Source organism: Rhizobium grahamii CCGE 502 (assembly GCF_000298315.2).
Classification (GTDB): domain Bacteria; phylum Pseudomonadota; class Alphaproteobacteria; order Rhizobiales; family Rhizobiaceae; genus Rhizobium; species Rhizobium grahamii.
Genome location: NZ_AEYE02000033.1, coordinates 61,919 through 85,896, shown reverse-complemented (window position 1 = coordinate 85,896; position 23,978 = coordinate 61,919). Strand labels below are relative to the sequence as shown.

The following is a 23,978-nucleotide window of genomic DNA, read 5'->3' as shown; positions in this document are numbered from 1 at the left end:
ACGCTCCGCATGAGAGCGCCGTTCAACGTTCACTCCGGGTTTACTCCGGCTGACCACAAATAGATCGTCGTCAGAAACGGAAACCAAGTCGACGCAGAAGCTCGCCGGACTAGGCCGGCCGATGTGCTGGCCGCAGCATGAGGCGCTCGATCCGGCCCGCCACGGAGAAGATCAACACTTCGACATCCATGTCGATCCTGTCGCCGTCAAGGAGCCTGACAACGTCATCGATACCCGATGTCGGCTGGCCGTCGACTGCAAGCAGATAGTCTCCCTCGTGTAGTCCCGCGCGCGCTGCCGGACTGTCCGTTTCTACCCGGCGCAGGCGCACTGCGGTCGTCTGTTCAAGGCCGGATTGAAGCGCGATGCGACGATGCAATGCAACGGTGTCACCTGCAATACCGATATAGGCGCGTCTCACATGTCCGAAGCGGAGCAGCTCAGACACAACGTGCTGGGCGGTGTTGGATGCGACCGAAAACGCAATGCTCTGCGCGCCTTGGATCACGGCGGTATTGACGCCGATGACCTCGCCTGCCGACGATACCAGCGGCCCTCCAGAATTGCCGGGGTTGAGCGCTGCATCGGTCTGAATAATATCCTCCATCAGGCGGCCGCTAGCAGCCCGCATCGAACGCCCGAGCGCTGAGACGATACCAGCCGTTACCGTCCATTCAAACCCGAGCGGATTGCCGATCGCGATAGCGATGTGGCCTCGCTTCAATGATTTGGAATCGCCGAGCCTTGCAAATGCACCGGGCCAGTCATTGGCGCGAATGAGCGCAAGATCACTGTCAGGGTCGCGGCCAAGAACGATCCCTTCGATCGCAGACCCTTCCGGCGTCTTGATACGCACGGTCCGACTATCTTCGACGACATGATTGTTGGTGATCACAAGACCATCGGGCGAAATCGCAAAGCCGGATCCGTGTCCGGCCCGACCCCCTGTTCGTTCTATCCGGCTGACAGCGGGGCCAACCAGATCGACTGCGTGCGATACCGATTGTGAATAGGCATCCAGCAGCCCGGCGTCTGACGGCTGGATGTCACGATCATAGAATCCCATGAAAAACTCCTCGGACGCAGGAAGCGTCGAAATGAGGAACGGCAGCGGCTGCAGAAGCGAGGGGCTGTCGGTTCGACAGGTTGAACAATGATCATCAAATGAGGTGGCTCAAATCCCAAATCAAGTAGGCAGGGCCGTCGGCGGATTTGTCGCACGGACGCGCCACCATCACCGAAAGTTGACTTTCGAGCCAAAGGGCGAAGGCGACAATGTGCTACATTTCGAGCGGCCCAACGATCTAACGGGAGCCCGATGCTCGAAATCCTTGCAGTACTCCTGAGTATGTCCGGTCCGACCCCGGTTGCCGCGCAACCCGGAGGCGAGGTCGACGTCAAGCTTGTGCTGGCTGTCGATACGTCCCGGTCCATGGACCAGGAAGAGGTTCGCATCCAGCGCGAAGGCTACGTCGAGGCGCTGAGGCACCGGGAGTTCATCGACGCGGTTACGGCCGGGCTCAACGGCCGCATTGCCATCAGTTATTTCGAATGGGCAGGCTATGTGGTTCCGGAGTCGGTCATCGACTGGCAGTTGATTGCCACGGAACAGGACGCCATCGACTTTGCTGCAAAGCTTGAGCAGCGGCCGATCACCACACAGCGCCGGACATCGATCTCGACGGCCATTGCGCAGGGTGCGGCCATGATCGTATCGAGCCCTTATTCCGGTCAAAGACAAGTGGTCGATGTCTCGGGGGATGGAGCAAACAATTCCGGAAATCCGGTTGCGCCAACCCGCGACATGGCAGTTGAGGCCGGGGTCGTCATCAACGGGCTGGCGCTGATGCTGCGTCCCTCCAGCCCGCCTGGCGGCCTCGACAAATATTACGCGGACTGTGTCATTGGGGGGCCGGGTTCCTTCGTCCTGCCGGTCTACAAGATCGAGGACTTCGCAACCGCGGTGCGGCGAAAGCTTGTCCTTGAGGTGAGTGGCCTCGATCCTGCACCCTTCCACAGGATCGCGGGCCAGCCGAAGACGGATTGCATGATCGGAGAGCGGCAATGGCAGGACATGTTCGATCGCTGAGCGCTCGGACGGCTGGCTTGCTTCAAGGAAAACCTTCCAACGCCTCGCGCAAAACCTCAAAGACCCTGTCGTCAAGGGACTGGGAAACATTGAAGCGCATGTAGTTCGTCGCCGATTGGGACAGGCTGAACGCATTTCCCGGCGCCAGCACGATATTCCTGTCAAGGGCGGCGCGAGCGACGCCTGCAGCGTCAACATTCCCCGGAAGGCGACCCCAGAGAAACATTCCCGCCTGGGGTTCGACAAAGGGAAGGATGCCAAGAGGCTTCAGCCTTGCGCTTGCCTCAAACATCGACTTCGAAAGGCGCGTGCGCAGGGCTTCGATGTGCTTGCGGTAGCTGCCGTCACTCAGCACCTTGTAGACCAGTTCGGCCGAAAGCCTCCCGCCGCCGAACGAGGTTGCGATCTTGAGGTCGATGAGGCCTTCGATCCAGTCTTTCTTGGCCGCGATAAACCCGCACCGTGCAGAGGCGGACAGGGTCTTTGAGAAGCTGCCGATGTGCACCACCCGGTCAAGGCCGTCGAATGCTGCCAAGCGGGGCGCAATGCTGTGCTCGAAATCCGCAAAGATATCATCTTCGACGATGGTGAGATTGAACTGGTCGGCAAGTTTCAAGACCCTGTGGGCGACGACCGGAGAAAGTGTGGCGCCGGTTGGATTGTGAATTGCCGAGTTGGTGATGTAGAGGCGGGGGCGATGCTGCTCCATCGCCTGCGCGAAAAGTTCGATGTCAGGCCCCGATGGGGTATAGGGGACGCTGACCATGGTTGCGCGATGGGCCCGCAAGAGCGCCTGAAAATTGAAGTAACATGGGTCGTCGACGAGTACGGTGTCGCCAGGCTCGAGAAAGAGACGGCAGAGAAGATCGATTGCCTGGGTCCCCGACTCCGTCAGCATGATCTGGCCGGGCGATGCTTCCATTCCGCGGTCCGCCATTCGCCTCAAAATCAGCTGGCGCAGCGGCTCCAGTCCCAGGGGGGAACCATAGTCGGCGAGTGCCGTATCATCACTGCGTGACAGCGCGCGCAATCCCTTGCGAATTGCCTGATTGGGGAGCCAGGACGAGGGCAGCCAGCCGCAGCCGGGTTTCGGGTCACCCTCCTTTGCCTCCAGTGACTGTCGCGATACCCAGAAAGGGTCGACGGCGCGGTCGAGCTTGGGACCGGCAGCCGATAACGAGAATGGTGCGGCCTGTGTGGCAACAAAGAACCCGGAGCCTGGCCTGGAGAGGATCACGCCCTCTCCAACCAGGCGCTCGTATGCGTCGACGACGGTTGATGTGGAAACCCCAACAAACGTCGCCATGGCCCTGACCGAAGGCAGCCTTGCCCCGGTCGTCAGGCTTCTCCCCGCGATCCTCTGGCGGATTGTGGCCATGACGGTTTCCACGCGGGTGATGGTGTGCTGCCCTGTCTCTTCCATCTGTATGGGTGCCCCGAGCATAACAGTTTTGTCAAACTGTATCAGACTGTTGCTGGCATTGTCAGCGGTTTGGCGCGATCAAAGCGGCATCAACACGAGGAATTTTTATGAAACGCTCAACATCTGGATGGCTCAGCGGCTTTGTCGGTGTCGTGATATTCAGCGGATCCCTGCCGGCCACGCGGTTGGCGGTGACGCAATTCGATCCGGTGTTTTTGACCGCAACAAGGGCCGCGATCGCCGGCATCCTCGCCCTTTTGCTTGTGATCGCCTTTTCCGAGAAGCGCCCGGCAAGACGTGATATCCCGTCACTGCTGATTGTGGCGGCGGGGGTCGTTGTCGGTTTTCCGCTCCTGACCGCGCTGGCATTGCAGCATGTCACGTCAGCACATTCGATCGTATTCATTGGACTGCTGCCACTCGCGACGGCGGCCTTTGGCGTCATCCGTGGCGGCGAGTGCCCGAAACCGGCATTCTGGCTGTTTGCGGTCGCGGGGAGTGCGCTTGTCTGTACCTTCGCCATCCTGCAGGGTTTGACCGCCGCTCCGGCCGGAGATGGCCTGATGCTGGCGGCGATCGCGCTCTGTGGCCTTGGCTACGCGGAAGGCGCGACGCTTTCCCGACGACTGGGAGGATGGCAGGTGATTTCCTGGGCGCTCGTGCTGTCGCTGCCTGTCATGGGTGCCCTTTCGCTCTGGTCAATGCCTTCGAGCTTCTCCGGGATCGGTGCGCCTGCGCTGGCTGGTCTCATTTATGTGTCGCTGTTCAGCATGCTGATCGGCTTCATCTTCTGGTACCACGGCCTTGCCCATGGGGGTATCGCTGGCGTGGGCCAGCTGCAATTACTGCAGCCGTTCTTCGGCCTGATCCTGGCTGCGACATTGCTCAATGAAACCGTCACCGGGGGAATGTTTGCGGTAACGGCCGCCGTGATCGCCTGCGTTGGAGCCGCCCGCAGGTTCGCGCACTGACCATCGGCTGAATCGCCCGCAGTCCTCAGAAGCCTAGGCAGCGTCCAGATGGGGTGCTGCCGCTTCGCTTCCGATGAGAATCATCGCCTGCGCACAGTTCACACCTCTTGATGCCATGAGCATCAAGCTAAGTTCCACGGACCGCGGAACGGATACTTCGCCGCTCGCCCAACGACGGCACGTCATGTGATCCACCTGGAACAGCTGCTGGACGGTGCTCGCTGTCAATCCGACTACAGCGAGTGCCGCCTTGTATTCAGAGGGTTTCATTGTTGCGTCCCATGCGCGATTCGAGCGCGCTTTATTTCGTTGCTAGCGAGATTAGTTTCTTTTAATTTTAACGAACCCTTATATGCGACGTTATATGTTCTCAATGCGACGGAGAACCCTATCGGCCCTTCGAATGAAAAGTTTCGGGAGGTGATCAACAAGACCCGCCACTGTGAATTTTCGATTCCTCTCATTTAAGAGGGTTGAAAGGTCTTGCTGCAAAGATCAGATTGCTTAAAACGGGATTCAGTAATGATCAGCTCGATGCGAATGAAGTGGCTGCCCCTGGGACTGATTGTCCTGGCGCTCGCGAGTTGCTCGAGCGTCGAACCTCTCGATACGTCGCTGATTACACAATCCACGGCCCAAAACAGGCGGGCCGACACTTCGGTCATTGCCGAGACGGTCGGCCAGTCGACGGTCGGCGTCGAACCACTTGCCTGGGGAAATCCGTCAACCGGCAGTTCAGGGGTGATCTCGGAGATCACGGTTGCGCCGGGTTCGGATGGCGAGTGCAGAGGTTTCGTGACGACGCAGCGCTCTCTGCAGGGCGAATCTCGGTTCAAGGGGGTCGCATGCCACTCTGCCACTGCAGGTTGGAAGGTCAGGCCCGCAAATTGACTGTCACTGATCTTAGCGATCAGTTGAAGCTCTGAGCCGTCGCAGACATCGTCCTCCAGTCACGATGAAATTCGGTCGGAGCAAGACTTATCTGACGCAGACTGCAACGGTATCGTCGTCAAGGCTCACGAAGGAAACCCCACCGCTTTCGAAGGCAAGGCGCAGTTGGGCCTCCGTTGCCCGATGGATGTCATGCCGGTTGCCTTCGTAGTCACGCACCGTGCTACGGGAGACGCCAGATCGATCACCGAGTTCGCTTTGGGTCCAGTCGAGAAGCCCTCGCGCCCCGCGACAGAGTGCCGGCGTCAAAATCTTGGCATTGATAGCTTGACCCATCGTCCGAAGCTGCCCATATTGGTTGTTATCAAACATATATAGCAAATTTACATGTATTGCTAGGCAGGCCAGACGGGGCTCGCTGCTCACCATACGAAAACGAAGAGGATCAAGGTGTTGGGATAACAGGCGGACCATTTCTACTCGTTGTCCTGCTTATTCTGCCCTTTGTGGGAAGTCTTCTATCCATTTGTCTGCTGAACACGACGTCCCGCCGCCTTCCGGCCGGCCTTGCGGGCCTGACGACGCTCGCCGCCCTTCTTTTGACAGCCAGCGTGTACCCCGCGGTGTCCGATGGCGGAGTCGTCAGGTACAGCGTTGCCTGGTTGCCCCAGCTCGGTCTCGACTTCTCGCTGCGCATGGATGGTTTCGCATGGATATTTTCCATGCTCGTTACCGCGATCGGGCTGCTCGTCGTCCTCTACGCACGATACTACATGTCCGAGCAAGACCTGGTGCCAAGGTTCTTCTCGTTCCTGCTCGCCTTCATGGGCGCGATGCTGGGCATCGTGATCTCGGGAAACGTCATCCTGCTTTCGGTGTTCTGGGAAATGACGAGCATCTCCTCGTTCCTTTTGATCAGCTACTGGCATAACACCGCAGCCGCCCGCGACGGTGCCCGAATGGCGCTCACGGTGACGGGCATTGGTGGATTCTGCCTCTTGATCGGCCTGCTTCTTCTTGGAAAGATCGTTGGGAGCTACGACCTCGACAAGATCCTTGGTTCGGGTGACGTCATCCGCAGCCATGCGCTCTACGTGCCGGCGCTCATCTTCATTCTGCTTGGAGCGCTGACCAAGAGCGCACAATTCCCCTTCCACTTCTGGCTTCCGAACGCCATGGCCGCGCCAACGCCAGTATCTGCGTTCCTGCATTCGGCCACCATGGTGAAGGCAGGGGTTTTTCTTCTTGCGCGCTTCTATCCGGCGTTGTCGGGCACGTGGGAATGGTTCTGGATCCTCGGCGCTGCCGGCATGATAACGTTGCTGCTCGGTGCTTACTTCGCGATGTTCCAGCAGGACATGAAAGGGCTGCTGGCCTATTCGACCATAAGCCATCTCGGGCTGATCACCACCTTGCTCAGCCTTGGCAGCCCGCTCGCCACCGTCGCTGCGATCTTCCACATGCTCAACCATGCGACCTTCAAGGCATCTCTCTTCATGGCAGCCGGCATCATTGACCATGAGACCGGCACGCGTGATATGCGAAGGTTGAGCGGCCTGTTCCGTTTCATGCCGTTTACCGCGACCCTTGCCATCGTTGCGAGTGCGGCCATGGCCGGCGTTCCGCTGCTCAACGGTTTTCTCTCCAAGGAGATGTTCTTTGCCGAGGCAGTCGAGACGCACGCGGACTCGATCCTCGATCGGATCTTGCCGTACGTCGCCACCCTCGCATCCGCATTCAGCGTCGCCTATTCAATCCGCTTCATTCACAGCGTCTTCTTTGGTCCGCCTGCGATGGACCTCCCGATCGAGCATCCCCACGAGCCGCCGCGGTGGATGCGCTTTCCGATCGAACTGCTGGTGGTGCTTTGTCTCATTGTCGGCATCATTCCAGCACTTTCCATTGGACCATTCCTCAAGACCGCGGTGATCGGCGTGCTCGGCAGCGATACGCCGGAATACAGCCTGGCCATCTGGCATGGCGTCAATCTGCCGCTGATCATGAGCCTGATTGCTCTTGTCGCCGGGACGGCGATATTCCTGGCGCTGAAGGACTACTTCGCGCGCTGTGAGGACGGCCCCCCTTTGCTGCGGCGCCTCAGGGGGCAGCGCATATTCGAACGCATCCTGGTCGAGGTCTCGTGGCACTGGGCCCGTATTGCCGAGCAGCGTCTTGGGACACGCAAGCTGCAGCCCCAGCTTCGCTGGGTCGTGATCATGGGATTTGCTGCTGGTCTGGTGCCTCTTTATCTCAGGGGCTTTCAAAGCCGCCCCCTGGAGATTTCAGGTGTCGACCCTGTTTTTGCCATCCTCTGGACAATCGGCATCTGCCTGGCGATCGGTACGGCCTATCTTGCCAAATACCATCGACTGGCGGCGCTGGTCATGCTCGGCGGTGTCGGTCTTATCGTTTGCACGACCTTCGTATGGCTTTCAGCTCCGGATCTTGCGATTACCCAGCTTCTCGTCGAGATTGTCACCACCGTCCTCATTCTTCTCGGCCTCAGGTGGTTGCCGAAGCGAACGGAGGGATTTGGCGAAGCGATGACGCTGCGCGCACGCTTCCGTCGCTTTCGGGATTTGGCCCTCGCCGTCGTCTGCGGGATCGCAATGTCGTTCATGGCCTACGCTGTCATGACCACGCCCGTCCCCGACGCCATCGCAACCTACTTCCTGGAAAACGCCTATTCTGAAGGGGGAGGACGCAACGTCGTCAATGTCATCCTCGTCGACTTCCGCGGTTTCGACACGCTCGGCGAAATTGCCGTGCTCGGCGTCGTCGCCCTGACGGTCTACGCCTTGCTGCGCCGCTTCCGTCCGGCCGCTGACAGCATGGACATGCCGGAGCAGCAGCAAATACAGAACCGTTTCGACGAGGAGCGGCCGGAGAGGTCCGCCGGTGATACTGTCCGGGACTACCTGCTGATACCTTCCGTCATCATGCAGTGGATGTTTCCCGTCATCATCACCCTTGCCGTCTATATTTTCATGCGTGGTCACGATCTTCCAGGCGGCGGCTTCTCCGCCGGCCTGACGCTTTCGATCGCCTTCCTGCTCCAGTATCTTGCGGGCGGAACGCGCTGGGCCGAGGATCGTATTCGCATCCTGCCATTGCGCTGGATGGGGGCAGGGCTTCTGACTGCTGTCTTGACCGGTGCGGGCGCCTGGATCCTCGGTTATCCGTTCCTGACGTCTCATTCGAGGTATATCGAGCTTCCGCTCATCGGCAAGATGCCCGCCGCCTCCGCGTTGTTGTTCGACCTCGGCGTGTTCAGTCTGGTCGTTGGCTCGACGGTGCTCATTCTTGTCGCACTCGCCCACCAGTCAATTCGCATCAACCGTCTGCGTGCAATCGACGCTGCCAAATCCGAGGAGAGGTAATGGAACTTGTCCTGTCCATCGCGATCGGAGCGATGACCAGCTGCGGGATCTGGCTGATTTTGCGTCCGCGCACCTATCAGGTGATCGTTGGACTGTCATTGTTGTCCTATGCCGTGAACCTCTTCATTTTCGGTGTGGGCGGCGTAAAGGCGAATGTGCCGCCGATCCTCGGGGAAGATGTTCCGGCAACTGCCCTTGCAGACCCCGTGCCGCAGGCGCTCGTTCTCACGGCCATTGTTATCGGGTTTGCAACGACCGCGCTTTTCCTTGTCGTGCTGCTTGCTTCCCGCGGTCTGACTGGAAATGATCACGTCGACGGCAGGAACGAGCCGCGATGAACGGCTGGATGCATCACCTCGTCGTCGCGCCGATCCTGCTTCCGCTGGTCGCGAGTGCCGTCCTCCTCCTGGTCGACGAGCGTCGGCGCACGACAAAGGCGATGATCAGCCTCGGCTCAACGATCCTTCTGATCCTTGTTGCCCTTGCATTGCTCCGGACCGAAGTCGGGCAAGGTGACTTCGAAGGCGTATACCTCGTCGGCAACTGGGCTGCACCCTTTGGCATTGTGCTGGTGATGGATGCACTCTCGGCGCTGATGCTCGTCCTGACCGCACTCCTCGCCGTTGCCGCGCTCGTTTTTTCACTTGCCCGCTGGCACGCGGTGGGCGCCCACTTCCACAGCATGTTCCAGCTCCTGCTGATGGGGGTCAACGGAGCCTTCCTCACCGGAGACCTCTTCAATCTGTTTGTTTTCTTCGAGGTCATGCTGGCCGCCTCCTACGGTCTTTTGCTGCATGGTTCCGGACCGCTGCGGGTCAAGGCAGGCATGCACTACATCGCAGTCAACCTCGTTGCGGCTCTGCTCTTCCTGATCGGTGTCAGCCTCATCTACGGCACGGCCGGAACGCTTAACATGGCCGATCTTGCAGCCCGCATTCCCGAGATCGAACCCGATCGCCGGATGCTGATGGAAGCCGGTGCCGGAATCCTCGGCATCGTGTTCCTGATCAAGGCTGGCATGTGGCCACTGTGCTTCTGGCTACCCACCGCCTATAGCGCCGCCTCGGCACCCGTCGCCGGCATTTTCGCAATCTTGAGCAAGCTCGGCATCTACGTCATCCTGCGCCTGACGATGTTGCTTTTCGGTGAGGGCCCATCAGCCGGCTTCGGATCCGTCTTGCTGCTCTATGGCGGCATGGCCACCTTGATCTTCGGCGCCATTGGCGTGCTTGCCTCGCAGGCACTCGGGCGCCTGGCGGGTTTCTCCGTCCTGGTTTCCTCGGGAACACTTCTGATGGTCATCGGGATTAACGACGGTGCGGTTTCCTCTGGCGCGCTGCTTTACCTCGTCAGCTCGACACTGTCGATCAGCGCCTTTTTCATGCTGATAGAGCTGGTCGAACGCGGCCAGGACGCCGGCGCCAACGTGCTTGCCGTAACCATGGAAGTCTATGGAGACGCGGAGGAGGACGAAGAAGAAGAAAGTAATGGCGTCACGATGCCCGGCACCATGACCATCCTCGGTATCTGCTTTGCCGCATGTGCCATCCTGCTTTCCGGCCTTCCTCCGCTTTCCGGATTTGTCGCAAAATTCGCGATGCTCTCGACGATGATGGGAGCAGGGGCGATCGGCGTGCCGCCGACTGCGGCGGTCTGGGCGCTGACCGTTCTCGTGATCCTGTCCGGTGTCGCAGCCCTCATTTCGATGACGCGTGCGGGAATTCGCACCTTCTGGACCTCGCTGGAGAAAACGGTTCCACGCGTGCTGGTCATCGAGATGGTGCCGGTGATGTTCCTGCTTACGCTTACCCTTGCACTCACGGTCCAAGCCGGTCCAGCGATGCAGTACATGGACGCAACAATTCGTAGTCTGAGCAAACCCAGCCTCTATATTGATGCGGTAAGAAACGCGGTAAGAATTCCTGGCTACCCGGATTCAGCCACCGGCGGCGATGCGGAGGGAAGATAATGTTTCCGTATCCCATTTTGACCGTGTGTCTGGTCCTGATGTGGTTGCTACTCAACGGGTTCAGCATCGGCCAACTCGTGCTTGGCATCCTCGTCGCAGTCTTTGCCTCCTGGGGCATGGCATCACTGCGCACCGAGAAACCAGCCCTGGTGAAATGGTACCTTCTTCCAAAATTGTTCTTCCGGGTTCTTGTCGATATCGTGAAGTCCAACCTTTCAGTCTCATGGATCATCCTTCGACGCGGCAGGCGGCACGACCCGGGCTTCCTGACCATCGAACTGGAGGTTCGCAACCGGTTCGCCCTGGCACTCCTCGCGATCATTCTGACAAGCACACCGGGGTCTGCGTGGCTTGAATACGACTCCAACGACAACACCGTTCTCCTGCATGTCCTCGACATCCAGAACGAAGCGGTGTGGCGCGACACCGTCAAGAACCGCTATGAGAAACTGCTGATGGAGATATTCGCATGAGCGCCATCATTGTGTTCACCGCGGTTTCGATTGCGCAATTGATGCTGGTTGCGGCGATGGCGAGTGCATCGATAAGAATGTTCATAGGGCCACGTGCCCAGGACCGCATCATTGGCCTCGATACGTTTTACATCAACGCGATGCTTTTGCTTGTTACCTTCGCTGTCGGGACCGGACGGATGGTCTACTTTGAGGCAGCCCTTGTCATCGGCGCTCTTGGCTTCGTTGCCACCGTTGCGCTTGCCAAGTTCCTGATGCGCGGGGAGGTAATTGAGTGATTTATGATGCAACAGATCTTTCTCTTCCGGTCGCCGTAGCCGTCGCAGCCTTCCTGCTGCTTGGAGCGACCCTCGCGTTGATAGGAGCGATTGGATTTCTGCGACTTCCGACCTTTTATGAGCGCATCCATGCACCGACACTCGGCACGAGCTGGGGGATCGGCGGTATCATGCTAGGCTCGATGATCTTCTTTTCGGTGGCATCCGAACGACTGGTAATTCACGAAATCCTTATCGGGATATTCGTTACGATCACGACGCCAGTGACCTTCATGCTGCTCGCCCGCGCCGCTCTGCACCGCGATCGGTCGGAGAGGAATCCGAAAGTTCCGGGCAAAGAGAGACAGGCGAGGCCGAGGTCTGAAGGTCAGTGGCGCTAAGCGTAGCCGTCGCAGCATGGATGGCGCAAATGACCCCAGTCGAGATCGGCCATACGAACAATCTCGAGCGGCGGCTGCGCTATTCAACCAATGAATCTTGATCGGTTAGTTCGGCATCCGCTGTAGGGACGGGTCGCGGGTCGAGTGGCAGGCGATCAACTCTTCGTCTGCACGAACAAAACCTCGCGGGGCGATCTTGATTGGACCTCGTTGTCCCCTAGCTCCATTCAAAGGGCGAAGATGCTAACGGGGCTGCGCAATTATCAGCCGGATGGAGCCCACTATGAAACATCAGACATTAGAACAACTGCAAGCTGTTGCGGAAGTCGACCAGGCGTTTCCGCAACGCATCATGTCGCGCGACGAACGCCTTGCGCGTTGGGTGGCGCTCCTCGAGGCTAGCCCGAATCGGCGGCTGGCGACGCTTTATCAGACGGAGCATCAGCCGACGTCAATTCTGTCGCGCCTGCGTAGCGACAATTCGCCGATTTCGGTCGCATTCGATGATCCGATCCTGCGTTTGTCCGGCCTTGAAGATGATACTTATGGCCAAGCCAAGACGTTCTTCGGTCTTACCGATGGCGAACTGCATAACGTTCTTTGCTATTGCCATTTCGGTGCAACAGTAAGCGCCGCAACGGCGGCCCACTATGTGCGAGGCGTGCTCGGCACAGAAAAGCCAAGCCTGTTTTCGCGGCTTCGGGCCTTGTTCATGTACTGACCGGGTGGCGACCGAGGTGCTCAGTAGATCGTTTTCCGGTTCGCCGTCCGTTAGAACGGCGGGCCGCCGGCGTCAAGGGATCAGTCCCCCTGGTCGCCGGACAAACCTGTCTGCTCTTGTAGCGCGCTGAGACACACGTCGTTGTGGGCAAAGCGGAAAATGCTGTAGACGGCCAGTCCGAGCTCATCGCTGCCGGAGATGGTGACGCTTGCCGATTGCGCATTCTGGTACTTTGCGCTCAGATTGTCCCATTGCTCGAAGACTTGCCGTTCCTGCGCCACCACAGCGTCCCGGAACATCCCATCCTTGCCGTATTTTGATGTGGCAGCGTGATCAACTTTTTCATCGGCAGGACCGAACTGCGAAGCGAGCAATGACGCAGCTTCCTTGTAGACCTCCCGGGTTGTGGTGCCGCGCTGGTCGTCATTGATATAGCGGGACACGGCAACGACATTGCATATTCCCATGCCTTGGACATAGGCGAGTACGTACTGATCAAACAGACCGTTTCCACCAGGCAGGGTGGAGCATGCGTACTGTCCAGTCGCATCGGTGACTTCGCCATACACCGGTTTGCAGCCCAACGCCGATGGTAGCGTATCCTGCGCAACACCAAACGGCCTAAAAGGCGGCGTTGCCATTTCAGCCGGCGAAATGGAGGCAGTGACAGTCGAGGCAGCAGCGAGGGCCACAGACGCCAGAATATCGATCAAGGCCATCGAATCTCTCCCGAGGAAGATCGGGCAATAGCACGCCAGCACCCAACAGCAACCCGGCCGACGCGCAAAGCGAGGAGCGAAACCAAAATTTCCACAGCCTTTCGCTCTGCGCAGCCGTTCGCGACCATTAAGGCCTCACCGGCCGAATGGTTCCATCACAACATTGTGGTCCCCTCGATTTCATCTTACGCACTATTGTCCCTGAGGCAGGATTTGCCTTCTTCGCTCGCGTATACCGAAGATTGGTTCAGAATGATGACTGACTCGAGTGTCGGAGCAAGCTCGGTCCTCAATCCAGGAGCGGACCAAACACCGACGGACGGCAATAAGGTCAGTGTTCCCACGGTGCATTCCAAACGAGCATGCTTCCTCTAAGAAGGTGACGCTATGCCGTGGGGCGTGACGATCGTCGGGAAAGCGAGGGGAGTGAGTGCAAGACGCATCTCCGCTGGCTGGCCATACTCTTGGGCCTGGCCGGACGCTCCAACAGACTGTTGCAGCACGGTCTGCAGGGCCACAAGAAAAAGGATGATACCCCCAGTCATTGCCAGTACAGGCAACGAGATCTCGAAGTTCTCCAGCATAGTTCGCCCGAGCACGCCCGCGACCGCCAACACTGCCGCCGAGAACAGAGCAGCCGTTGTGGCCAGCCGACGTCTGAGATGAGATCGGAGCCTCGTGTCATCGTCACAAGAGGATGAGGATCTTGATTGGTCCGAGCATGAGAAGCTTGAAGAATATCACTTGCGTGCGCAACTCTGGCGCCGGGGCATCCGCTCCAAGCGGAGCAAGGGATTGCATCGAATGTCCAGCGTTTAAATCCCGAGATCAGAACTATGAAAAGAGATTGAAAGCGGTGCCAGAGTGTTCTGAACCGAAGTCGATAACTGAACCACAATCCAGCGAGGCCCTGGCAAATGCCCAATGTCGTTCCCCCAACAGCATGTCCAAACCACCTTGGTAATCTAACCCAAGCCTCGTTCCATCTCTATCTTTGGACATCGGTCGTCGTGGGAGAGGCTGGAATGTGACTCAAGACAAGACCTAGCTTTCGGAAATCCGCCGCTCCTCGTCGGAGCCGGTGGCGAGTTGCTTCCAGTCCAGGTCCTCTTGCAATTCGAGGTATTGGCCCGGTCCAATCCGATCCGAATCCCGCAGTTCCTCAAGCCGTTCGCGTTGCGCCAGGACCGCCAGCCGCGACAGGACCTGCCGTCGGTCGACCTGATCGCCCTTGCCGGTGTCGCTGCCTCTCTCGCAATGCTCACGGTAGGCTTGGCGCAGTGTTTCGGCCTCCGCGCCATTCTCGCTCGCCAGCCGGACAAGCGCCGCCTCGGCCAACGACCTCCGCGCTGTCTCAAGCTCCTCGCGACCCTCTGCCTGCCGTCCGAGTTTCAGCACCCTGATCATCGGGGCCAAGGTCGCTCCCTGGATGACCAGTGTTGCCAGGACCACCGAGAAGGCGGTCAGAACGACGAGGTTTCGTTCCGGAAAATCGGCTGGCAGGGCAAAGGCCGTGGCAAGTGTCACGAGACCGCGCATGCCGGACCATCCTACAAGCAGGGTTTCGCCGGATGCGAAGGGCGCAAGTTTGTTTCCACGCCGATGACGCAAGCCCACGATGGCGTGAAAGAGGAAGGCGACCGAAAGCCGCGCTGCAATGACGCCGGCGACAACGATCGTAGCGAACTGAACCGCCCGGCTCAGTTCGGCAGCCGACATCGCTTCCACGATACGACGCGCCTGCAACCCCATCAGCAGGAATGCCACAACGTTCAAGAGGAAGACGACAGTTGTCCAGACGGCGAACGAATGCACGCGCATGCGCGGGGAATCATTGACCGAGGCAAGGACTGCAATGGTCATCGCCGACGAGACGGTCGCCAGCACAGCTGACAGATGCAGCCTTTCGGCGATCAGCCACGTCGCGAAGGCATAGACGAACTGAAGCAGGGTGCCTCCGACCGTATTGTCGGTGACGGGCCTCAGCCGAGAGACCAGATAGCCGAATACAATACCGAAGGCGATGCCGCCGGGAGCCGCAATGCCAAGTCGCGCGACGGTTCCCATGTCGACGCCACCACGGGCCTGGACGGTCAGCGCTGCGCTGAAGAGCAGAAGTGCGGTGGCGTCATTGAAGAGGCTCTCCCCCTTCAACAGGGCATCGACCCGACGGGAGACCGGCAAATTGGAGAGGACGGCAGTCGCCGCAGCGGCATCAGGCGGAGCGACGATTGCTCCAAGCGTGACCGCAACGGCAAGCGGCAGGCCGACAGTCAACGAACTGATCGAGACCACGACGCCTGTCGTAATCAGCACGGCCACCACGGCATAGACGAAGAGCGGCAAAGCCATGCGCCGAGCAGCGCCAAGCGGGAAATCATAGGCTGCATCGACGAGGACCGGCGCGATGAACAGGGCGAGCGCCGTCGGCGGGTCGATTGGAATGATCGGGGCGCCGGGCAGCATCGCGACGGCGACGCCGGCGGCTGCGAGAATGCCCGGGTAAGGCAGCTGCATTCGCCGCGTTACCTGCAAAAGCAAAATCGCGACCGCAAGCAAGGCGACGAGGGTTTCAAAGAACGTCATCGTTGAATAGTACCAGGCTTTCGCGCGCATTGAAGCGGTCGTGAATTGTCTATAAGGGTCGAAGGACCCACAGTCGATAGGTACCGCGGCGGCGGAGCGCGAAGATGGATTACGAGGTTGCGATTGTAGGCGCGGGTGCGGCAGGCATTGCGGCGGCGCGTCGGCTTGCGAAGGCCGGACGTTCGGTGGTGCTGCTTGAAGCAAGCGACCGCGTCGGCGGCCGCGCCTGGACAATCGAACTTGCTGGAATGCCACTCGACATGGGTTGCGGCTGGTTGCATTCGGCCGAACGCAATCCCTTGGTCAAACTGGCGCAGGCAGAGGGGTTCGAGATCGAATCCGGCACCACGGCCTGGCAAAAGCAATGGCATGATCTCGGCTTTCCTGCCGACGAGCAACGTGCTGCCGCGGCGGCATGGTCGCTCCTCCAGGAGCGCATGAAAAGCACGCCTCCGGCTAGCGACCGGGCATCGGATCTGCTGCCGCCAGATGGCGAATGGAACAATTATTGTCAGGCGGTGAGCGGATACATGAATGGCGCCGCCCTCGACCGCCTGTCGGTCGCAGATTTCCTTGCCTATGACAACGCGTCGACCGATTCCAACTGGCGGGTGCGTAAAGGATATGGGAGCCTGATCGCATCAAGCCTTCCTGACGTCGCGCTAAGGCTCTCATTGCCCGTGCGTCGCATTGCCCTGACCGATCATGGCGTCCGGCTTGACACCGAGCGTGGCTCTGTCATTGCGCGTACGGCGATTGTCACAGCCTCGACGAACATCTTGTCCAAAGGTGCAATCGCCTTCGACGCGGAGGTGGACGACCACCTCGAGGCGGCAAGCAGATTGCCGCTTGGCCTTGCGGACAAGCTGTTCTTCGAATTGCACGGCGACCATGGGCTTGAACCCGAGACACATTTGCTGGGCAATCCACATGGAAGTGATACCGGCAGTTACTATATCCGGCCGCTTGGTCGGCCGGTGATCGAAGGCTTCTTCGGTGGCTCGGGTGCGGTCGCGATCGAGCGTGCCGGGCTCCTTGACGCCTTTGCGTTTGCGATCGAGGAGCTGTCAGCTCAACTGGGCAATCATATCAGTCGCCATTTGCGGCCGCTTGCAGCATCATCGTGGTGTCGGACGGACTGGGTGGGTGGCTCCTACAGCCATGCATTGCCGCGGCATGCCAGCGCCCGCTTGACCTTGGCGCGGCCCGTTGCCGACCGGTTGTTCTTCGCCGGCGAGGCGACCCACCCCTTTGACTTTTCCACGGCGCATGGAGCCTGGCTGAGCGGGCTGAGAGCGGCTGAAGAGGTAATCGAGCGGCTTGCCTGAGCACGTGTCTCCTTCTGGTGTGGCAAACGGTCGCTGGATCCAATGCCGCTGGACAGGCGCGGGGCGAGCTGATTGCATGCCGACGGCTCAGGGTCAGGGGGACAGATCATGGACACAGGAATGAATGCATGACGCTCGGAAGCTTTGGCTTTCCGCCTGCGGACATTCGAGGACGCTCGCTCGGGGAACTCCATGCGCGGCCATACGCGCTCGTTTCCGCGTCGCGCGTCATATTTCAGCTCGCCTTTCTGACGGAAAGTGCTGGCGACAACGATCATGACACGCTTGCGGATCTTTCCCGGCCAAGCGGGGTTGCGCCACCCGCCCGCGAAATGAGCCATCACGCAATCAGTTGGGGGCCGGGAACCCTGCGCTGGGAGCGGCACACGGAATTTTCGACATATTTCTGGGATTGTCCGGCACCGGACAGGTTTGGCCAGACGATTGCCGTGCATCCTTTCGGCGCAAGTTTTTCACCACCGGGGCCATTCATCTCCGGAATAAGGCTGGAAATCCGACCTGACACGCCCGAGACCGAGCAGGAGAGGTCTGTCTTCGACCCGACCAGCCTGTGCCGAAGCGAACTGAAGAATGGCCAGGCTGCGATCCTCACCGATTTTCGTCAGGACGGAGACGGTTTGACGAAAATTCTGGTCATCGACCGTGGCATGTCCGACAGCGCTCGCGGCGCGCTTGTCCAGCGCCTTCTCGATATTGAGACGTACCGGACGCTTGCGATGATGGGCCTGCCACTGGCGCAATCACTCTCTCCCGAAATACGCCAGATCGAATCGGGCCTGACGGCGATTACCCAGCGCATGAAGCTGCATGCGCGAGACGAAGCGGACCAGATGTTGTCCGAGATTACACGCCTTGCCGCGGAACTGGAGGCGAATGCGGCGCTCAGCCTCTACCGGTTTGGCGCCAGCCGCGCCTACTACGAGATTGTCCAGGAGCGTATTCGGGCACTCGCGGAAACCGCGATGCCCGGCAGCGAGACGCTTGGCGCCTTCCTTGAGCGGCGGCTTGCTCCGGCAATGCGAACCTGTCAATCCGTGGAGGAACGCCAAGCGAACCTGTCGCGCAAACTGGCCCGCGCGACAGCGCTTCTGCGAAGCTGGATCGATGTCGAACTGGAGCGCATCAACACCACGGTGCTCAATTCGATGGACCGTCGTGCTCAACTCCAGCTGCGGCTGCAGCAGACGGTTGAAGGCCTGTCCGTTGCCGCGATCTCCTACTATGTCGTCGGGCTGCTCGGCTATCTGGCCAAGGGCGCACATAATGTCGGCCTGGAGGTTTCCCCGGAAACGCTGACCGGCCTGTCTGTTCCCGTTGTCGTCGCCGGCATGTGGCTTGTCGTGCGAAGCATCAGGCGCAGGCATGCCGAAGAAGACAAGCATTGATGCTATCAACGGCAGCACTGCTGGAGGGTCACACTGGACGATCCTTCGCTGACTGGATGAGCAATGGCGCGACGCCACGGAAACGATCCTGATCAACAAGCCCTTCGTGGTCGGGACGCGCCTGGCGCGGGCATCGGAGATGGTGCTGGAGATCCTTTGCGCCAGCAGGCGAGGGAATGGGCGGTGGGGGTTTCAGGCGAAAGACGTCACTGAACTTGCGCAGACAGCCTATCGATCGGCTGTCGAGCACTCATAAAGGACAGCGCCCGTTGAGCCATCGATACCACTGAGGCTCACATCGTAGCCCCACAGGTGGCGAATGTGCCCCAAGGTGGCATCACGATTGCTTTCCTGAAGAAGGATGCCATTCCTCACATTGTGCTGCAGCCTGAGTTGCCTGTCACCGAGGAGGTCGACATCGACCACCTGGATATCGGGTTGTCTGGCGCCGACGTCATAGCTGCGCGAAAGTGCCGAGCGGATTGACGCGTAGCCTCGTTCGTTATGGATCGCCGATACCTCGGAAAAACTGTCCGCCGCGCGATCGCTCAGCAGAAACAACCGAAATTTACGGATCATTGCCGGGCTGAGATACTGCAAGATAAAGGACTCGTCGCGGTGGTTTGCCCAGGCATCCAGGAGCGTCTCCTGCCAATTGCCATTGCCAGCAAAGGATGGGAACCAGTCACGATCCTCTTGGGTTGGCTCCATGCAGATGCGCTGGATATCCTGCATCATCGCAAAGCCAAGGGCATAGGGATTTATCCCGGGGAAGCGGGGATCATCGTAAGCGGGTTGGAAGACCACGTTGGAATGGCTTGCCAAGAGCTCCAGCATTGCGCCTTCACTGATCCGGCCCTGATCGAAGAGGCGGTTTATGATCGTGTAATGCACGAAGGTTGCGCAGCCCTCGTTCATGACCTTGGTCTGGCGCTGCGGGTAGAAATATTGCGCGATCACCCGAACGATCCGGAGGATTTCCCGCTGCCACGGATCGAGGATGAGACTATGCTTTTCCAGGAAGTAGAGCAGGTTTTCCTCGGGAAGATTGAGTACCTTCTTGCGTTCGGACGCATCGCGCTCGGCATCTTCCGGATCGCGGTTCTCGGCTGCGAGCGGTAGCGTACGCCAAAGGTCACTATAGGTCTGTTCCTCGTATTCCAGTCGTTCGCGGGCACGCTCCCTGACCTTCTCGGACGAAAGGCGCGGGGGCCGCCGGTAGCGGAAGACGCCCTGGTCCATCAAGGCGTGTGCCGAATCCAGGATCGCCTCGACGGCGTTCAATCCATGCCGCTCCTCGCATTTGGAAATGTACTTCTTCGCGAAATCCATGTAGCTCAGGATCGCACCGGCGTCGGTCCACTGCCGAAAGAGGTAATTGTTCTTGAAGAAATGGTTGTGGCCAAACGCGGCGTGGGCGGTCACCAGCGCCTGCATCGCCATGGTGTTTTCTTCCATCAGATAGGTGATGCACGGATTGGAATTGATGACCAGTTCGTAGGCAAGGCCACGCTGCCCCTTGCGATAGAGATTGTCCTCGAAGATGAAGCGTTTGCCGAACGACCAGTGCTGGTACATCAGCGGCATGCCCACCGAAGAGTAGGCATCCAGCATCTGTTCCGACGAAATGATTTCCAGCTGGTTGGGATAGATATCCAGCCCCATCTCATCGAGCGCCACGGTTTCGATGGCGTCGTAGGCGCGCGAAAGCGTCGTGAAATTCCAGTCGGAACCGTCAAAGAGCAGGCCTGGGCTCGAGCGTTTCGCCATTCGGTCTTCCTTACTTGCGCGTGCGCACGGCAGGCTGCCGGGTGAAGAGCCTGCGAAAAACCGGGTAGATGTCAGCCGGCTTGGAAATGCGGGTCATCTGAAAGTTCGGGACCGCGCCGTCGACCGTGCGGTAGGCACGCCACAATGAGGTGCCATTGTCAGTGCTTCCAAATATTTCCGTCTCGCGCTCATCAATGATTTCGACATAGGCGTAGTACTGGCAAAGGCGCATCAGGTCGCGAAGCAGCGTTGAGCAACGTTCTGAATCGCCACTGATGTTGTCGCCGTCGGAGGCCTGGGCGGCGTAGATGTTCCAGAGATTGGCGGGATAACGCTCCTCTATCACCCGCAGCATTTCCTCGAGCGCGGTCGAAACAACCGTGCCGCCGCTCTGCTTGCTGTAGAAGAAGGTCTCTTCGTCGACCTCGTGGGCCTCGTCGGTGTGACGGATGAAGACGATATCGATCCGCTCATACCGGCGCGTGAGAAACAAATGCAGCAGCACGAAGAAGCGCTTCGCGAGATCCTTCTCGCGCTCGCCCATCGATGCCGACACGTCCATCAGGCAGAACATCACGGCACTGGCATTGGGCAGCGGCTGGCGCTCGAAGCGGTTGAAACGAATATCGACGGGATCCACGTAGGAAATGCGCCGTCGCCTTCGTTCTAATTGCTCAAGTTCCTCGCGCAGCGCCTGCAGGCGACGCCGGTTTGGCGCAGAGAGCTCCTCGGCGGCCTCCAGCGCCGCGATCTCATCCGCAACCGCTTTCACGGTCGCCTCGCTTGGGCGTTGCAGCGCTATACGGCGACCGAAACTGTTTCGCATCGTGCGCCCGACATTGATGTTGGTGGGCGTTCCAGCGGTGCTGAAGCCGACGCGGTGCGGCTTGTAGGTAACCGTTTCCTTGAGATTGAGTTTCACCATGTCCGGAAGCTCGAGATCCTCGAAGAAAAGATCGAGGACTTCGTTACGCGACAGGATGAACTGGAAATCATCCTCGCTTTCGCCGTGACCAGCGCCGCGACCTCCGGCCCCGCCGCCGCCACCTTTTGGTCGTTGCAGCTTGTCACCGGCCATGTATTCCCGATTACCTGGAAGAATATATTCCCGATCACCGCTCCCGCTGCTCGGCTGGAAGGTTGGCTCGCCCGCTCCACGCTTGGGCATCGGGACGCCGTGTGCGGCGTCCACGTCGGCAATCTTGTCTGTCTTGACTTGCTCCTTGATCGCCCGCTTCAGTTCCTCCCGGGCTCGCTTCAGGAAACGCTGTCGGTTGCCAAGGCTCTTGTCCTTCGGGTTGAGCCGGCGGTCGATAAAATTCGGCATCTGCCAATCCCCCGGTTCGGCATTGTCAACCAGCCTTGTTGACCCGCATGTACCAGTCAACGAGTCGCCGGACCTGGCGTACAGTATAGCCTCGTTGCGTCATGCGCTGGACAAATTCGGCGTGCTGCTTTTCAGTCGAACTGTCCTTCTTGGAGCCAAAGCTGATGACGGGCAGAAGATCCTCGACCTGACCGAACATCCTTTTCTCGATCACCTCGCGAAGCTTTTCATAGCTTGTCCAGGAGGGGTTGCGGCCGTTGTTCCTGGCGCGGGCGCGCAAAGTAAACTTGACGACCTCGTTGCGGAAATCCTTGGGATTGGCAATGCCGGCCGGTTTTTCGATCTGCGACAATTCGCTGTCGAGAATTTCCCGATTGAGAATCTGGCCGGTGTCGTAGTCCTTGAAGTCCTGGTCCTCCAGCCATGCGTCGGCGTAGGAGATATAGCGATCAAAAAGGTTCTGGCCGTACTCGCTGTAGGATTCCAGATAAGCCTTCTGGATTTCATGGCCAATGAATTCCGCATAGCGCGCGGCCAGTTCCGATTTGATAAAGTCGAGATAACGCGCTTCCGTTTCCTTCGGGAACTGCTCGCGCCGGATCGCCTGCTCCATGATATACATCAGATGTACAGGATCAGCCGCGACTTCCTTTGTGTCGTAGTTGAAGGTCTCAGAGAGGACCTTGAACGCGAAGCGGGTGCTGATGCCCGTCATGCCTTCATCAACACCGGCCGCGTCGCGATATTCCTGAACGGACTTCGCCTTCGGATCTGTATCCTTTAGGTTCTCGCCGTCATAGACGCGCATCTTCGTGTAGAGCGGAGAATTCTCATGCACGTGAAGCCGTGTTGCGACCGTGAAGCGGCTAAGGTTCTCGAGCACTTCGGGAGCACAAGGGCTGTTTGCCAGTTCGCTCTCGCGAAGAAGCTTTTCGTAGATCTGCCGCTCCTCGGTGACGCGGAGGCAATAGGGGACTTTGACCACGAGAATACGGTCGAGAAACGCCTCGTTGTTCTTGTTGTTCTTGAACTGCAGCCACTCGGATTCGTTGGAGTGCGCGACCACGATACCCTGGAAGGGAAAGGCCCCGAAGTTTTCCGTACCGTTATAGCTGCCTTCCTGGGTCGCAGTCAGGAGTGGGTGCAGCACCTTGATCGGTGCCTTGAACATCTCGACAAACTCGAGAAGACCCTGAGTCGTCCTGTTCAGCCCGCCGCTGAAGGAATAGGCGTCCGGATCGGCCTGGCTGAAGTTTTCGAGTTGCCGGATGTCGACCTTACCGACCAGGGCCGAGACATCCTGATTGTTCTCGTCGCCCGGCTCGGTCTTTGCGATTGCAATCTGGCGCAACCGGGATGGGGTGAGCTTGACGACGCTAAACTTTGAGATATCCCCGCCAATTTCGTCAAGCCGCTTGGTTGCCCAGGGAGAGATCAAGCCGGTGAGGCGTCGCCTGGCGATGCCGTACTTGTCTTCGAGAAGGCCGGCCATCCGGTCCGGGTGGAAGAGCCCGAGAGGCGACTCGAAAACGGGGCTGACCTGGCCGTTGACCGCCAATGTATAGATCGGCCGCTGTTCCATGAGCCTTTTCAGGCGTTCTGCGAGAGATGATTTGCCGCCTCCGACGGGCCCCAGCAAATAGAGGATCTGTTTGCGTTCCTCGAGACCTTGGGCAGCATATCTGAAATACCCGACGATCCGCTCGATCGTATCTTCCATGCCGTAAAAGTCAGCAAATGTCGGGTAGATCTTCAGCGTCCGATTGGCAAAAATGCGCCCCATGCGTTCGTCGACACTGGTATCGATTAGCGTCGGTTCACCGATCGCCTCAACCATCCGCTCCTGCGCAGTTGCGTAGAGACTTTTGTCGTCGCGGCAAGCTAGCAGATATTCCTGCAGGCTAAATTCTTCCTGCGCAGCGCTCGTATAAATTTCAGAGAAAAGATCAAAGACGTCACTTTCACCTTTTTGCATGATGCTCTCCCGCGGCCGGCTGGTTAAAACGGGATAGCAGCCCTGTCGGCCCGCTCATCCCCATAACGGCACTGCGTAGTATTTGTTCCTTCAAATACTTACAGGAATTCGGATTTGGCTCGAATGCGCCATACAGCATCATATCGTCTCCATTCTAGCGCCGGGATTGCGACTCAAATGTTGAGCAGTGCTGGTGTTAATATGCCACGAAAGGCATCCAAGCTCCATGGTAAAGGTCATCACGCTGCCGCGACGACTATCCTATTTTTGGCCAGTCCAATCGTGTGCCGGT

At 58.9% G+C, this 23,978-nt stretch carries 22 protein-coding genes and 1 pseudogene; 13 read left to right on the top strand and 10 right to left on the bottom strand.

What is annotated here, in order from left to right:
- Window positions 1-109: 109 nt before the first annotated feature.
- The gene (locus RGCCGE502_RS26770) at window positions 110-1,066 is read right to left on the bottom strand and encodes a S1C family serine protease (protein ID WP_016557342.1); all 957 of its coding nucleotides are present in this window, start codon (window positions 1,064-1,066) and stop codon (window positions 110-112) included.
- Window positions 1,067-1,318: 252 nt separating this feature from the next.
- On the opposite strand from RGCCGE502_RS26770, the gene RGCCGE502_RS26765 reads away from it, so the two are divergent.
- Window positions 1,319-2,089 (top strand): DUF1194 domain-containing protein, encoded by a 771-nt coding sequence (locus RGCCGE502_RS26765; RefSeq protein ID WP_016557341.1) that lies wholly within the window; start codon window positions 1,319-1,321, stop codon window positions 2,087-2,089.
- Window positions 2,090-2,111: 22 nt separating this feature from the next.
- On the opposite strand, the gene RGCCGE502_RS26760 is transcribed toward RGCCGE502_RS26765, so the two are convergent.
- A complete protein-coding gene (locus tag RGCCGE502_RS26760; protein ID WP_040675692.1) occupies window positions 2,112-3,533 on the bottom strand; it encodes an aminotransferase-like domain-containing protein in 1,422 nt (473 codons plus the stop codon).
- Window positions 3,534-3,619: 86 nt separating this feature from the next.
- On the opposite strand from RGCCGE502_RS26760, the gene RGCCGE502_RS26755 reads away from it, so the two are divergent.
- Window positions 3,620-4,483 (top strand): DMT family transporter, encoded by an 864-nt coding sequence (locus RGCCGE502_RS26755; RefSeq protein WP_016557339.1) that lies wholly within the window; start codon window positions 3,620-3,622, stop codon window positions 4,481-4,483.
- Between the two features lie 33 nt (window positions 4,484-4,516).
- Here the strand turns inward: RGCCGE502_RS26755 and RGCCGE502_RS26750 are convergent, their stop codons facing one another.
- A complete protein-coding gene (locus RGCCGE502_RS26750; protein WP_016557338.1) occupies window positions 4,517-4,753 on the bottom strand; it encodes a hypothetical protein in 237 nt (78 codons plus the stop codon).
- A gap of 252 nt (window positions 4,754-5,005) precedes the next feature.
- Between RGCCGE502_RS26750 and RGCCGE502_RS26745 the strand changes: the two genes are divergently transcribed.
- Window positions 5,006-5,374, top strand: coding sequence for an RT0821/Lpp0805 family surface protein (locus RGCCGE502_RS26745; protein WP_016557337.1), 369 nt, complete (start codon window positions 5,006-5,008; stop codon window positions 5,372-5,374).
- An 87-nt stretch (window positions 5,375-5,461) separates the two neighbouring features.
- Here the strand turns inward: RGCCGE502_RS26745 and RGCCGE502_RS26740 are convergent, their stop codons facing one another.
- A complete protein-coding gene (locus RGCCGE502_RS26740) occupies window positions 5,462-5,755 on the bottom strand; it encodes a helix-turn-helix transcriptional regulator (RefSeq protein ID WP_081647316.1) in 294 nt (97 codons plus the stop codon).
- 77 nt (window positions 5,756-5,832) lie between these two features.
- Here RGCCGE502_RS26740 and RGCCGE502_RS26735 point away from each other — a divergent pair, with 77 nt between their 5' ends.
- The 7 genes from RGCCGE502_RS26735 (at window position 5,833) to RGCCGE502_RS26705 (ending at window position 12,575) form a co-directional block, all read left to right on the top strand.
- Complete coding sequence (locus tag RGCCGE502_RS26735) at window positions 5,833-8,754, top strand: monovalent cation/H+ antiporter subunit A (protein ID WP_040675717.1); 2,922 nt, start codon at window positions 5,833-5,835, stop codon at window positions 8,752-8,754.
- Window positions 8,754-9,092, top strand: a complete 339-nt coding sequence (locus RGCCGE502_RS26730) for a Na+/H+ antiporter subunit C (RefSeq protein WP_016557334.1) — start codon at window positions 8,754-8,756, stop codon at window positions 9,090-9,092. The genes RGCCGE502_RS26735 and RGCCGE502_RS26730 overlap by 1 nt, the downstream gene beginning before the upstream one ends.
- A complete protein-coding gene (locus RGCCGE502_RS26725; RefSeq protein WP_016557333.1) occupies window positions 9,089-10,723 on the top strand; it encodes a monovalent cation/H+ antiporter subunit D in 1,635 nt (544 codons plus the stop codon). Before RGCCGE502_RS26730 ends, RGCCGE502_RS26725 begins: the two co-directional genes overlap by 4 nt.
- Window positions 10,723-11,196 (top strand): Na+/H+ antiporter subunit E, encoded by a 474-nt coding sequence (locus tag RGCCGE502_RS26720; RefSeq protein WP_016557332.1) that lies wholly within the window; start codon window positions 10,723-10,725, stop codon window positions 11,194-11,196. Before RGCCGE502_RS26725 ends, RGCCGE502_RS26720 begins: the two co-directional genes overlap by 1 nt.
- Complete coding sequence (locus tag RGCCGE502_RS26715) at window positions 11,193-11,474, top strand: K+/H+ antiporter subunit F (RefSeq protein WP_016557331.1); 282 nt, start codon at window positions 11,193-11,195, stop codon at window positions 11,472-11,474. Before RGCCGE502_RS26720 ends, RGCCGE502_RS26715 begins: the two co-directional genes overlap by 4 nt.
- Window positions 11,471-11,854 carry a monovalent cation/H(+) antiporter subunit G gene (mnhG, locus tag RGCCGE502_RS26710; protein WP_016557330.1) on the top strand — a complete coding sequence of 128 codons (384 nt, stop codon included), beginning with the start codon at window positions 11,471-11,473 and terminating at the stop codon, window positions 11,852-11,854. The genes RGCCGE502_RS26715 and mnhG overlap by 4 nt, the downstream gene beginning before the upstream one ends.
- Before the next feature lie 283 nt (window positions 11,855-12,137).
- Window positions 12,138-12,575 carry a hypothetical protein gene (locus RGCCGE502_RS26705; RefSeq protein ID WP_016557329.1) on the top strand — a complete coding sequence of 146 codons (438 nt, stop codon included), beginning with the start codon at window positions 12,138-12,140 and terminating at the stop codon, window positions 12,573-12,575.
- 80 nt (window positions 12,576-12,655) lie between these two features.
- Here RGCCGE502_RS26705 and RGCCGE502_RS26700 read toward each other — a convergent pair whose 3' ends face one another.
- The 3 genes from RGCCGE502_RS26700 to RGCCGE502_RS26690 form a co-directional block, all read right to left on the bottom strand.
- Complete coding sequence (locus RGCCGE502_RS26700) at window positions 12,656-13,294, bottom strand: hypothetical protein (RefSeq protein WP_016557328.1); 639 nt, start codon at window positions 13,292-13,294, stop codon at window positions 12,656-12,658.
- Window positions 13,295-13,665: 371 nt separating this feature from the next.
- On the bottom strand, window positions 13,666-13,911 hold the full coding sequence (locus tag RGCCGE502_RS26695) for a MarC family protein (protein ID WP_244441797.1): 246 nt from the start codon (window positions 13,909-13,911) through the stop codon (window positions 13,666-13,668).
- 427 nt (window positions 13,912-14,338) lie between these two features.
- Window positions 14,339-15,880: a cation:proton antiporter gene (locus tag RGCCGE502_RS26690; protein ID WP_019280287.1), complete on the bottom strand. Its 1,542-nt coding sequence runs from the start codon at window positions 15,878-15,880 to the stop codon at window positions 14,339-14,341.
- A 104-nt stretch (window positions 15,881-15,984) separates the two neighbouring features.
- On the opposite strand from RGCCGE502_RS26690, the gene RGCCGE502_RS26685 reads away from it, so the two are divergent.
- From RGCCGE502_RS26685 to RGCCGE502_RS39305, 3 genes and pseudogenes are all read left to right on the top strand, one after another.
- Window positions 15,985-17,208, top strand: coding sequence for a flavin monoamine oxidase family protein (locus RGCCGE502_RS26685; protein WP_016557325.1), 1,224 nt, complete (start codon window positions 15,985-15,987; stop codon window positions 17,206-17,208).
- Window positions 17,209-17,336: 128 nt separating this feature from the next.
- Window positions 17,337-18,614: a DUF3422 family protein gene (locus RGCCGE502_RS26680; RefSeq protein ID WP_016557324.1), complete on the top strand. Its 1,278-nt coding sequence runs from the start codon at window positions 17,337-17,339 to the stop codon at window positions 18,612-18,614.
- A 58-nt stretch (window positions 18,615-18,672) separates the two neighbouring features.
- Window positions 18,673-18,870, top strand: a pseudogene (locus RGCCGE502_RS39305) (hypothetical protein); the annotation flags it as partial.
- Here RGCCGE502_RS39305 and RGCCGE502_RS26675 read toward each other — a convergent pair.
- From RGCCGE502_RS26675 to RGCCGE502_RS26665, 3 genes are read right to left on the bottom strand one after another with little or no spacing between them, the layout of a single operon-like run.
- Window positions 18,843-20,384 (bottom strand): SpoVR family protein, encoded by a 1,542-nt coding sequence (locus tag RGCCGE502_RS26675; RefSeq protein WP_016557323.1) that lies wholly within the window; start codon window positions 20,382-20,384, stop codon window positions 18,843-18,845. The pseudogene RGCCGE502_RS39305 and the gene RGCCGE502_RS26675 overlap by 28 nt on opposite strands.
- A 10-nt stretch (window positions 20,385-20,394) precedes the next feature.
- Window positions 20,395-21,711, bottom strand: coding sequence for a YeaH/YhbH family protein (locus RGCCGE502_RS26670; RefSeq protein WP_016557322.1), 1,317 nt, complete (start codon window positions 21,709-21,711; stop codon window positions 20,395-20,397).
- A gap of 25 nt (window positions 21,712-21,736) precedes the next feature.
- Entirely contained in the window at window positions 21,737-23,686 is a 1,950-nt protein-coding gene (locus RGCCGE502_RS26665) for a PrkA family serine protein kinase (protein ID WP_016557321.1), read from the bottom strand.
- Between the last annotated feature and the right edge of the window lie 292 nt (window positions 23,687-23,978).